The sequence below is a fragment of the Sphingobacterium corticis genome, assembly GCF_042684745.1.
Lineage (GTDB): Bacteria > Bacteroidota > Bacteroidia > Sphingobacteriales > Sphingobacteriaceae > Sphingobacterium > Sphingobacterium corticis.
In genome coordinates, this window is sequence record NZ_JBHUMA010000004.1 from 307,427 (window position 1) to 319,495 (window position 12,069).

The 12,069-nt window shown below is 42.7% G+C and carries 11 protein-coding genes; 10 read left to right on the top strand and 1 reads right to left on the bottom strand.

All coding sequences use genetic code 11. The features are described 5' to 3' along the window. The first annotated feature begins 2 nt into the window (after positions 1 to 2). From trpA to ACFSQ3_RS02560, 4 genes are read left to right on the top strand one after another with little or no spacing between them, the layout of a single operon-like run. Positions 3 to 776 (top strand): tryptophan synthase subunit alpha, encoded by a 774-nt coding sequence (gene trpA, locus ACFSQ3_RS02545; RefSeq protein WP_380867212.1) that lies wholly within the window; start codon positions 3 to 5, stop codon positions 774 to 776. 6 nt (positions 777 to 782) lie between these two features. Next, on the top strand, positions 783 to 1,295 hold the full coding sequence (locus ACFSQ3_RS02550; protein WP_380867214.1) for a SixA phosphatase family protein: 513 nt from the start codon (positions 783 to 785) through the stop codon (positions 1,293 to 1,295). A 12-nt stretch (positions 1,296 to 1,307) separates the two neighbouring features. Further along, the gene (locus tag ACFSQ3_RS02555; protein ID WP_380867215.1) at positions 1,308 to 3,311 is read left to right on the top strand and encodes a thioredoxin domain-containing protein; all 2,004 of its coding nucleotides are present in this window, start codon (positions 1,308 to 1,310) and stop codon (positions 3,309 to 3,311) included. A 37-nt stretch (positions 3,312 to 3,348) separates the two neighbouring features. Next, a complete protein-coding gene (locus ACFSQ3_RS02560) occupies positions 3,349 to 3,849 on the top strand; it encodes an FKBP-type peptidyl-prolyl cis-trans isomerase (protein ID WP_380867216.1) in 501 nt (166 codons plus the stop codon). 64 nt (positions 3,850 to 3,913) lie between these two features. Here ACFSQ3_RS02560 and mnmD read toward each other — a convergent pair whose 3' ends face one another. Further along, positions 3,914 to 4,591, bottom strand: a complete 678-nt coding sequence (gene mnmD, locus ACFSQ3_RS02565) for a tRNA (5-methylaminomethyl-2-thiouridine)(34)-methyltransferase MnmD (RefSeq protein ID WP_380867218.1) — start codon at positions 4,589 to 4,591, stop codon at positions 3,914 to 3,916. Between the two features lie 73 nt (positions 4,592 to 4,664). Here mnmD and ACFSQ3_RS02570 point away from each other — a divergent pair, with 73 nt between their 5' ends. The 6 genes from ACFSQ3_RS02570 to ACFSQ3_RS02595 all read left to right on the top strand — a co-directional run bounded on the left by ACFSQ3_RS02570 (position 4,665) and on the right by ACFSQ3_RS02595 (position 12,060). Beyond that, on the top strand, positions 4,665 to 5,897 hold the full coding sequence (locus tag ACFSQ3_RS02570; protein ID WP_380867219.1) for a dicarboxylate/amino acid:cation symporter: 1,233 nt from the start codon (positions 4,665 to 4,667) through the stop codon (positions 5,895 to 5,897). A gap of 131 nt (positions 5,898 to 6,028) precedes the next feature. Next, the gene (locus ACFSQ3_RS02575) at positions 6,029 to 6,445 is read left to right on the top strand and encodes a cytochrome c maturation protein CcmE domain-containing protein (RefSeq protein ID WP_380867221.1); all 417 of its coding nucleotides are present in this window, start codon (positions 6,029 to 6,031) and stop codon (positions 6,443 to 6,445) included. Between the two features lie 24 nt (positions 6,446 to 6,469). Then, on the top strand, positions 6,470 to 8,926 hold the full coding sequence (gene ccsA / locus ACFSQ3_RS02580) for a cytochrome c biogenesis protein CcsA (RefSeq protein ID WP_380867222.1): 2,457 nt from the start codon (positions 6,470 to 6,472) through the stop codon (positions 8,924 to 8,926). A gap of 2 nt (positions 8,927 to 8,928) precedes the next feature. After that, positions 8,929 to 9,693, top strand: a complete 765-nt coding sequence (locus ACFSQ3_RS02585) for a Rossmann-like and DUF2520 domain-containing protein (RefSeq protein ID WP_380867224.1) — start codon at positions 8,929 to 8,931, stop codon at positions 9,691 to 9,693. A gap of 167 nt (positions 9,694 to 9,860) precedes the next feature. Next, positions 9,861 to 11,414 (top strand): FMN-binding glutamate synthase family protein, encoded by a 1,554-nt coding sequence (locus ACFSQ3_RS02590; RefSeq protein WP_380867226.1) that lies wholly within the window; start codon positions 9,861 to 9,863, stop codon positions 11,412 to 11,414. A 157-nt stretch (positions 11,415 to 11,571) separates the two neighbouring features. Then, positions 11,572 to 12,060 carry a hypothetical protein gene (locus ACFSQ3_RS02595; RefSeq protein ID WP_380867228.1) on the top strand — a complete coding sequence of 163 codons (489 nt, stop codon included), beginning with the start codon at positions 11,572 to 11,574 and terminating at the stop codon, positions 12,058 to 12,060. Positions 12,061 to 12,069: the final 9 nt, after the last annotated feature.

Consider the following 12,069-nt stretch of genomic DNA (forward strand, 5'->3'; position numbering starts at 1 on the left):
GGATGCGAACATTAGAACAAACTCAAACGGTACTTCGAGGCAATCGCCTGCTATCAATTTATTACACGGCCGGATATCCAAAATTGGATGCAACGTTGGACATTGCAGAACAGCTGGAAAAGAACGGTGTAGATTTTTTAGAAATTGGCATTCCTTATTCGGATCCGGTTGCCGATGGCCCAGTAATTCAACATAGCTCCGAAGAAGCGCTTAAAAATGGCATGTCGCTTTCGCTATTATTTGAGCAACTTAAAGGCTTGCGAGCGCGCGTCAAAATTCCCGTTTTTTTGATGGGTTATTTCAACACAATTTTGCAATATGGCGTAGAAAAATTCTGTGCGGCTTGCCAAGAAGTTGGCGTAGATGGCACAATTATTCCCGACTTGCCGTTATACGAATACGAAGAAATGTATCAACCGATATTCGAAAAATACGGTATCAGCAATGTATTTTTAGTTACTCCGCAAACTTCGGAGGAGAGAATTCGCAAAATTGATGCATTAAGCACAAGCTTCATTTACCTGTTAAGCTCCAACGCGACAACTGGAAAGCAATTACAGGTTCAAGAGCAGTCTGAAGCCTATTTCAAACGAATAAAAGACATGAACCTGAACTCACCTTTGGTCATTGGTTTCGGTATTTCCAATAAGGAAACACATCAAAAAGCCACCGATTATGCGAATGGTGCAATTGTCGGAACGGCTTTTGTTCGCGTTTTAGGGCAAGAAGGTTCGCAGACAGAAAACATAAAAACCTTCATTTCTTCCCTAAAATAAAACGTTATGAGGCAACTGTACATTATGCGTCACGGCAAAGCCGAAGATCCAGATTTTACGAAGCGCGATTTCGATCGCAATTTGGTCAATCGCGGTCAGGAGGATGCCAAGCAAATTGGCAAAGCATTGTGGAATAGCTTCGATGATCGTGAAAAAGCAGCGATCCGCGAAGCGAACAGCAGGGTGAAATTAATTTCATCCACCGCAAATAGAGCGATTCAAACAGCGGAACTTGTTGCAAAGGTTTTCGAATTCCCTTCCGATCGTATCCAGCGAGAAATTGAAATTTACGAGGCATATCACTTAGATATTTTGAAGGTCATCAATCGCGTGCCCGATGAAGTAGAAACGGTGTTTATTTTCGGACACAACCCCGGATTATCTATGTTAGTGAATTACTTAACCGATCAACATGTCGATTTAAAAACGGCTAACGCCGCCCATCTTATACTGGATGAGAAATTCACTTTCGCCGAACTTTCCGAACAAACTGCAACGCTTCAACACGTCTTCGAATAAAACTTTTTAGCTATGTCCAACCAATTGCTCCATGAAACTTCGCCCTATCTTAAACAGCACGCGCATAATCCTGTTGACTGGTTTCCTTGGTCGCCGGAAGCATTAGAAAAAGCGAAGGCAGAAAACAAGCTATTAATCGTCAGCATTGGATATTCGGCTTGTCATTGGTGCCACGTGATGGAAAAGCAGAGTTTTGAAAACGATGCGATTGCGCAAACCATGAACAAATTCTATGTATCAATTAAGGTCGATCGAGAAGAACGTCCGGACATTGATCAGATTTACATGATCGCGGTGCAATTGATGACGAACGCAGGCGGTTGGCCACTAAATGTAGTTTGCTTACCGGATGGACGACCCATTTACGGCGGAACCTATTTCAAACCACAAGATTGGCAGAATACATTGTTGCAAATTGCAAAAATGTGGGAAGATACGCCAAAAGTTGCTATTGAATACGCGGAACGCTTGACTTCAGGCATTCGTCAGGCGGAACAATTGCCCATCAATCCTATTCCTGAACAATATACCGCAGCAGATTTAGAAGAAATCGTGAAACCTTGGCAACAAACTTTTGATGATGAGCTGGGCGGATACAATCGTGCACCGAAGTTTCCCTTGCCAAACAACTGGTTGTTCTTCCTACGCTATGGCGTATTATCGAAAAACCAAGATTTGGTTGATCACGTGCATTTTACGTTGGAAAAAATTGCCGATGGCGGCATTTATGATCACGTCGGCGGAGGATTCGCACGTTATTCGGTCGATAATCGTTGGCACGTGCCGCATTTCGAGAAAATGCTGTACGACAACGCGCAATTAATTAGTTTATATAGTGAAGCATATCAGCAGAAGCCTAATCCATTGTACAAACGCGTTGTGGAAGAAACAATCGCGTGGCTGATCCGAGAAATGAAAGCCCCGAACGGTGGATTTTATAGCGCACTAGATGCGGACAGCGAAGGTGTGGAAGGCAAATATTATACCTTCCAATACGAAGAGTTTGATCTGCTCGGAGACGATGCTGAACTTTTTCGAGCCTATTTTAATATCACCGAAAAAGGCAATTGGACGGAAGAATCAACCAATGTGCTCTTCGTTAGCAAGGATGATGAATCTTTGATTCGCGAAGCGGGATTTGACCAAGACGAATGGGATCAATATCTCCGCGAAATCAAAGAAAAGCTATACGATTATCGCGAGAATCGTGTACGACCAGGATTGGACGACAAACAAATTGTCACGTGGAACGCGCTATTGATGAAAGGACTGATCGATGCTTATCGAACATTCGCGAAAGCAGCATATTTAGAACAAGCGATCGATATTGCTCACTTCATTCAGCGTCACGCTACCAGCTCAAATGGTTCGTTATTGCATCAGCCTGCTGATAACAACCGCGAGATTAAAGGGTTTTTAGATGATTATGCGTTTACTATCGAAGCATTCTCGTCGCTTTACGAAGCTACATTTGACGAATCCTGGTTGAGCTACGCGGCCAATCTGACCAAGCGGGCGCTAGAGCTTTTCTACGACAATGAGCAACACACCTTATATTATACCAGTTCCGACAGCGAGGAATTGATTGCGCGAAAAAGCGAAATCATGGATAACGTTATTCCCGGGTCGGCCTCCACGATGGTACGTCAGCTTTTCCGCTTAGGTGTATTGTATGATCAACAAAACTGGATTGACGTGGCGGAGCAATTGTTTTCCAACGTATTCCCACATATCAAAAAGTATGGATCGGCTTATTCCAACTGGGCAATCCAGCTTTCAGAATTGGTGTTTGGTACAAATGAAATCGCTTTAACTGGAGAAAAGGCAGAATCGTGGCGTTCAGAACTGGATAAACATTACATTCCCAATAAAATTACACTCGGCGGAACAAAAAGCAGTCTTCCCTTGTTAACGAATAGACAGGGTTTGGAATCAAAAGCCTACCTTTGTCGTAATAAGACCTGTAGTCTTCCGCAAAATTCCATAGAATCTTTGCTAGAATTAATAAATCAATAACGAGACGTTACAAAAAACATCTCCTAAAAACAAAAAAATGGCAGTAGAAAACAACAACGTTGTCACGTTAAACTACACCCTTCATACCGTAGAAGAAAACGGTGAAAAAACGTTTGTAGAACAAACTACCTCAGAAAACCCGTTAACATTTTTACATGGCGTAGGTATGATGCTTCCTAAATTTGAGGAAAACATCACAGGCTTGAACGAAGGCGATAAAACATCTTTCGAATTGACAGCAGTAGATGCTTACGGCGAACGCGATGAAAAAGCAATTGCACAATTGCCTGCGGATATGTTCGGCGAAATGGGTTTACCTCCAGTTGGCGAAGTATTACCATTGCAAGATAATCAAGGAAACCAATTCCGCGCGGTTGTTATGGAAGTAACTCCGGAAGCTGTTGTTGCGGATTTAAATCACCCAATGGCTGGAAAGAAATTGAACTTCGATATCGAAATTTTGAACGTTCGTCCAGCTACGGAAGAAGAGCTATCTCATGGTCATGCGCACGGAGCGGATGGCACAGAAAGCCACTAATACATTTCTGCTACGCAGAAGAAAATCAAAAGCCATTCCTTTCGGGATGGCTTTTGTTATTCAGCTATAACTTCGTTGCTCGAAGCATTTCTCGCTTGCCTGGCGCTCCAGGAGCCTTTTCGATCGAAAAACCCAAAGCTTTCATACTGCGTTTCAAGTTTCCAGTAATAGCGTAAGTCACAAACACACCGCCGACGTTCATTTGGTTAGCAACATGTGTAAGCACATCGTCTGTCCACATTTCTGGTTGATGAATGGCCGCAAACGCATCAAAGTAAACTACGTCAAAGCCGTCCGTTGATGAAAAGTCTAAAATCTTCTCATGCGCGATCGTTAACTCAACTTGCGCATTTAAATTCACCGATTCTTTCAAGGCTGTTGGATATTGTTGGATAAACGGATCCCAAACCGCGGGCTCTACAAATTGGTCATATCCCATTTGCTGGATTACCTCCAGCGGCAGCGGATTTGCTTCCACACCACAATATTTCAAACTCAAAGTTTCCTTACTAACGAAATCAGCAGTCAGCAGAAAGTTTAATCCCGTTCCAAAACCTACTTCCAAAATGGAAACCGATTTTTTCGCCGGATTTTGCGACAAAAAATGCTGCAAACCTTGTCCCAAAAACACATGTTCACTTTCCTGACGTGCGCCATGTTTGGAATGATAATGCTCGCCCACAGCAGGCTGATACAACGTTTTTGATCCGTCGCCGGTAACGACAAAATGCGCTTTTTCCATAACTCCAAAATTACAATTAAGATGCAAATCTTTAGCATGCTCCGCTTTTTGCTAAAAACTTCTAACTTAGAGCATGCGCGAGCTATTAAAAAATTATAGCAACATCATTCTGCTTTTGGTTGGTATCACCACCGGGAGTTTGATCGCGCTTGTTGCTCCAAACATGGTTTCTTACTTAAAACCAATCGGCGAGATTTTCCTCAACTTACTTTTCGTCGCGGTAATACCTTTGTTGCTTTTCGCTATTACGAGTTCGATCGGTTCCATACAGCAAAGTGGCCATCTTGGAAAAATCGTTGGAACGATGGTGGTCGTTTTTGTCGTAACGATTTGCATCGCGGCGGTTGCGACGATCGCCGGACTTTGGCTCTTCCCTGTTTCGGCGGTATCGGAAAGCAATGCTGTATCGACGATGTTGACGGATGATTCCGGTGAATCTTGGGAAGAAAAGATTGTTCATTTTTTAAGCGTTGGAGAATTCAATGAACTGCTATCGCGACAAAATATTCTGGCGTTCGTGCTATTTTCCGTGTTGTTTGGCATGGCCGTTCGTCAATCTGGCGAAGCCGGAAAACCATTTTTGAATATTTTAAATGCCGGGAACGTCGTCATGCAGCAGTTCTTGGCGTTGATTATGAAAGCCGGTCCTATCGGCTTGGGTGCTTATTTCGCTCATCAAGTGCATACTTTAGGTCCGGAATTATTCGGTTTTTATGCAAAACCTTTAGGATTCTATTACATTTTCGGGTTTATCTTTTTTCTGACTTTTTTCAGCCTATATGCATTCATTGCCGATGGATTTCGCGGCATAAAAGCATTTTGGAAAAACAATATCACGCCCAGCTTAACCGCCATCGGTTCGTGTAGCAGTTTAGCCACGATGCCCGCAAACATGGCGGCAGCACGCAAAATTGGAATTCCGGATATGATTGCCAACGTGGTAATTCCCTTAGGAAACACGCTCTACAAAAATGGTTCGGCCATTTCTTCCATCCTAAAAATCTATGTAGCATTTGCGATTTTGGGCTGGGATTTTTTCCAGTTAGAAACACTCATTTTGGCTGTCGGCATTACGGTGATCGTCAGTATGGTTGCCGGAGGAATTCCTAACGGAGGCTTTATCGGCGAGCTATTGATGATTTCCATGTATAACATTCCTAACGAAGCAGTTCCTGCCGTTTTGATCATCGGCGCATTGGTCGATCCTTTGGCAACGGTTTTGAATGCTACAGGAGATACCGTTGCGGCCATGTTGGTGGCAAAATTTACGAAACTGAAGGCAGACGCAACGAATATTGCCGAGTAAATCTCTAGACATCATTGATACAAAACAAGTTCAGTCATCTTTAGAATATTTCTAAATAATTAAGCGGATTTGTAAAATTCATTCCTTCCATGCTTTATTCGTAATTTTGCAATTCGAAAAGTGAAGAGCACATGAAGAAGAGTTCCATTTTACTGATTGGTATCATCGCGGTAGCGATTGCCATGATCTTAGTCATCTATACAGATTCCAGCACCTATTCTACCTTTACGGAAGCAAAGGAAAAACAGACGGAACTGTATGTTGTTGGCGTTTTAAACAAGCAAAAAGATTTGGATTATGATCCAGTGAAGGATGCCAATCGTTTCTCTTTCTTCATGTACGATAACGATAGTACGGAGTGCGAGGTCATTTTCAATGGTGCTAAGCCACAAGACATCGAGCGTTCAGAACAAATTGTTTTGACCGGAAAAATGCAAGGCGGTGTATTTCATGCATCGAAAATCCTGATGAAATGTCCTTCAAAGTACAATCAGGATCAAATGGAAGTTACAGAAGTAAAATCTGCATACAACAACAAAATACAATAATTCGCTCGCGCGCAATCTGCATATATGGATATCAATTATATTGGTGAAAACTTACTGCCGGGTCAGATCGGCCAATTCTTCGTTATTTTAGCTTTCGGCGCGGCCTTACTTTCGAGTGTTGCCTACTTTTTCGCTGCCAAACAGCCTGAAATAACTTCTTGGAAAACTATCGCTCGCATTGGTTTTTGGGTAAATATGATTTCCGTTGTTATCATCGGGTCAATCTTATTTTACGTCATCTACAACCACCTTTTCGAATACCATTACGCATACGCGCACTCATCGAAATCGTTACCGACACATTACATCATCTCCTCTTTTTGGGAAGGTCAAGAAGGCAGTTTTTCGCTTTGGATGTTTTGGCAATGTGTGCTTAGCGTGGTTTTAATAGCTACGGCAAAATCTTGGGAAAGCCCGGTCATGACCTTTGTTATGCTTTGTCAGGCATTTCTTGCGTCCATGTTGATTGGTGTTGAAGTTTTGGGTACACGCATTGGTAGTTCGCCGTTTATTCTATTGCGCGATGCGATGAATTGGCCAATCCTTAGCGATCCGAATTACCTGTCAATGATTCAGGATGGCCGTGGATTGAACCCGCTGTTACAAAACTATTGGATGGTAATCCACCCTCCTACCTTATTTTTAGGCTTTGCTTCCATGATCGTTCCATTCGCATTCGCGGGCGCTGGATTATGGCAACGTCGATATGCAGCATGGATAGCTCCGGGATTACCGTGGGCACTTTTTGCGGTGATGATCTTGGGAGCCGGAATTATTATGGGTTCATTTTGGGCTTATGAAGCATTAAATTTTGGTGGATTCTGGGCTTGGGATCCTGTGGAAAATGTTTCGATTATCCCTTGGTTTACTTTGATCGCGGCGGTGCACGTGATGATTGCGTTTAAAAATTCTGGCCACGCTTACTTTACTGCTACCTTCTTGGCATTAATCAGCTTTGTGCTGGTGATTTATGCATCGTATTTAACGCGAAGCGGTATTTTGGGAGAAACTTCCGTGCACTCATTCACGAGTTTAGGCATGTCCGGACAGTTGATCATTTTCAATGCGGTATTCTTTGCTGTGATGGTTGGATTACTTATCTGGAGAAGAAAAGAACTACCTACCACGCAAAAAGAAGAAGATATTTATTCGCGTGAATTTTGGTTATTCATTGGCGCATTGGTGCTTACTGTAGCTTGTATTCAGATTATTGCAACGACTTCCATTCCAGTATTCAATGCTATTTTCGGTACCAAAGTCGCTCCTCCGATCGATCCAATTCCACATTACAACAAATGGCAAGGAGCTTTTGCGGTAGTCATTATGTTGGTTACCGGATTTACGCAATTCTTAAAATACAAACGCAGCGATTCCAAGAAATTTTGGTTTACCACTTTGCTGATGTTGGGAATTACATTGCTATTATCAGCAGCAATCATTTATATCACGAAAGTGTACACAAACGTGATGTACATTTTGATCACTTTCGGCGCTGTTTTCTGTATCATTGCCAATGGTAGAGTATTGTGGGATAGTTTTAAAGGTAAATGGCGTTTGGCTGGTTCAGCGGTTTCTCATATCGGATTCGGATTACTGCTGATTGGCGCCTTAGTTGCCGCGGCTACCAGCGAGGTGATTTCCTTAAACAACAGCGGATATATTGCTGTTGCAGGTTTTGACCAAATTGAAAAACCGGGCGAAAATCTATTCCTGACACAAGATGAACCAGTGCAGATGGGCGATTATCGCTTGACGTACATTGGAGACAGTATTTCGGCACCAAACGTTTTCTACAAGATCAAATATGAAAATATTGATGAAGAAACCGGAAAAGTAAAGGATGAATTTATGTTTATGCCATTCGCCCAGAACAACCCGCAAATGGGCGGTTTAGTAGGAACACCGTCCACGAAACATCATATAACCCACGACATTTATACGCTAATCACCGCGGCTGCATCGGAAACTTTCAATAACGAGGTAAAGCAAGGTGAAGAAAAATCAGGCTTCGAAGATTACGATGAACCAGCTACCTACGAAGTAAATCTGGGTGATACGCTGCGTTATAGAAATGGATTTTTCATCATCGAGAATATCAATCGAGATGCGAAGATCGAGAATATTCCAAAAGGTGAAAATGATATTGTGTTTGGATTGCAAATTCGCGTAGTCGCATCCGACGGCAAAGGATTTAAAGCAGAACCATTGTTCTTGATCAAAGATGGAAACGCATTCGATTTCCATAAAGATGTGAATGAACAAGGTTTGCGTTTCCGTTTCTCAAATATTAAACCGCAAGCGGATAAGTTGGAGATTATGGTTTATCAAAAACCGTTGCCGGAGAAAAAATGGGTGGTATTTAAAGCGATCAAATTCCCATACATCAATTTCTTTTGGTGTGGAACGATCGTGATGACGATCGGATTCTTAATGGCAATCTATCGTCGTTGGAAAGATAATCGTTCGCTTCGCGCCGCTTAACTATGCAAATCACAATCATAGGAAGCGGAAATATCGCCCATCATTTGGGTAAAGCTTTTTATGGAGCCGGTCATCGCATCGCGCAAGTTTACAGTCGAAACCGCGAGAACGCCGAAATATTGGCGAAGGACGTCGAATCGGAACGGATTGATGATCTTTCTGCCTTAAAAACGGACGCTGATCTATATGTATTGGCGGTTAGCGATCAGGCGATTTCTGCGGTGGTGGAAGCATTGCCAAAATCCTTATCAGGCATTGTTGTTCACACTTCCGGCGCTACATCGGTGGCCTTGCTGGATCGCTTTGCGCATTATGGCGTTATTTATCCGCCACAAAGCCTTTCCAAACATGTTGAGGCCGATTTGTCGGAAATTCCTTTCGCGATCGAAGCCAACCAAGAAGCTAACTACCAAAAATTGTTGGCACTGATGCAACCTTTAGCACCGAAATCCTTTCAGGCAAATAGCGAGCAAAGGCTTGCTCTGCATTTGTCCGCTGTTTTCGCGAACAACTTTTCCAATGCTATGTATCGCATTGCTTTCGAGCTACTTGCCAAGCAAAATCTACCTGTTAACTTGATCCGTCCGATCATTGCCGAAACGGCAAAAAAGGTGCAGCAACACGATCCAAAATCCGTTCAGACCGGTCCGGCGAAGAGAAATGATTCAGAAACGATGGAAAAGCATTTGAACTATCTTAAACAACTGCCTGATTGGCAATCGATTTACCAAATAATCTCTGATTTTATTATTAAAAGCGAGATTTAAATCCCGTTTGTTACCAAACGAATAAAACTTTCGGCGGAACATATTTTTCTTCAAAATGCTATGTGAACTTTCTAATTTTGCATGTGCATTGGTGATTTGATGCAGTAAGCAGAAAACGTCACCATGCGAGTAGAGATAAATACAATTTCATAAACTTATACGTAATTATGCGTGTCAGAAATTTAATCTTAGGAACGATTATCATCATTAATTTGATCATTCTTTCGTTCGGTCTTATTTTCACCCACAGTTGGTTTTGGTTGTTAATTATTCCGGTTCCATTATTAATTATAGCATTGTATCATAGTTTCCAAACGAGCCACGCTATATTAAGGAACTATCCGCTAGTGGGTTATTTTCGCTATGTATTCGAATCCATCCGTCCGGAACTTCGCCAATATTTTTGGGAATCCGATACAGATGGTCGCCCGTTTAATCGTAGACAGCGTTCAATTGTTTATCAAAGGGCGAAAAACGAACGTGAAACGGTTGCTTTTGGTATGCAAACCGATCCACAAACCATTGGCAACGAATGGGCTGCGCATTCCGTATTTCCGGTTCATATTGAGGATCACGATTTACGCACGATGGTTGGGAATTTTCAATGCAAACAACCTTATAGCTTAAGCGTTTACAACATCTCGGCGATGAGTTATGGCGCGTTGAGCCGAACAGCGATCACTGCGTTGAACAAAGGAGCTGCGTTGCAAAACTTTGCACATAATACAGGAGAAGGAGGAATCAGTCAGTACCACATTAATGGTGGCGATTTGATTTGGCAAATTGGAACAGGTTATTTCGGCTGTCGCGATGATCTAGGAAAATTCAGCGCAGATCTTTTCCGTGAGAAAGCGACCAAGCCTTATGTCAAAATGATTGAGGTTAAATTATCTCAAGGTGCGAAACCGGGGCATGGTGGTATTTTACCGGCAGCTAAAAATACGCCGGAAGTAGCCGCAATTCGTCACGTCGTGCCGGGAACAGATGTAATGTCGCCACCAGCACATAACGCGTTTTCTACAGCAGAAGGTTTGATGGAATTCGTACAGCAATTGCGCGATCTTTCGGATGGCAAGCCGGTTGGTTTCAAACTTTGTGTGGGTGATAAACAAGAATTTATCGACATCTGCCATGCGATGCAACAAACGCAGATTTTTCCCGACTTCATTTCAATCGACGGTTCTGAAGGTGGAACGGGAGCTGCGCCTTTGGAGTTCACAGACAACTTGGGGATGCCATTATACGATGCCCTCGCATTTATCACGACAACATTAATCCGTTTTGGATTGAAAAAACACATCAAACTGATTGTTTCCAGTCGTATTGTCACCGGATTCGACATTCTTAAAGCGGTTGCCTTAGGCGCGGATGCTTGTTACAGCGCTCGCGGAATGATGTTTGCGTTAGGATGCATCCAAGCATTGAAATGTAACGAGGATGTTTGTCCGGTAGGTGTTGCCACGCAACGTCCGCACTTGTACAAAGGTTTGGATGTGGAAGACAAATATGTTCGTGTGGGTCAGTTTCATCGCAACACATTGCGCGCTACTGTTGAAATTATGGAAGCCTGTGGTTTCAAAACATTGGAAGACGTTAGCGCCGATAAGTTCTTTCGCAAGGTCGACAATCAAACAACATTAAGCTTTCAGGAAATCTATTTCCGCAATACCGGCAAATTGGTCAATAATCGTAGCGGATTCGAGCCGGAGATTTTTGAATAAAGAAAACAACAAACACAAACAAAGCGACCCCTTGTATTCGGAAGAATGCAGGGGGTTATTTTTTGCATCTTGGAATCAGATGATTTTTCGTATATTTAAGCTATCAGCAAATCAATTATCATTTATGAATCGGCTGACTTAAAAGCAAACGAACAACATGGAAAGTATCATACCTGTATTACTCGTTGTTGGTGGTTTGATCTACAAGATCTACACGAACTATCAAGAAGAAATGGAGAAAGTACGTAAAAGGCAACACGGAATGCCCAATAGAAAGCCTTCTCCTGCCACGGTTGTGATTCCAAAACCGAATCGTTCGGATGCACAATCTGCGAAACGCCGCGTTGCTCAACCAACTGTATCAAAACCAGCACCTTCTTACGATAGAAAGTTGGGCAGACCGCAACCAACAAAACTATCTGATCGTCGGCCAGCGACGACGATTATAGAAGAAAATGCACTTACAAATCGTGAACCTAATGAGGTTACGCGTGCACGCAAGCAACGTGAACAACGTTTGTTGGACAGAAAAATTGAGGTCGTGGCTGTTGAAGATGAGTTGGAAACGTCCGGAAACCAAACGAAATTTGATTTACGCGAAGCAATTATCCAAGCGGCTATTCTAGAGCGCCCTTACAAATACTAGAAATCAATT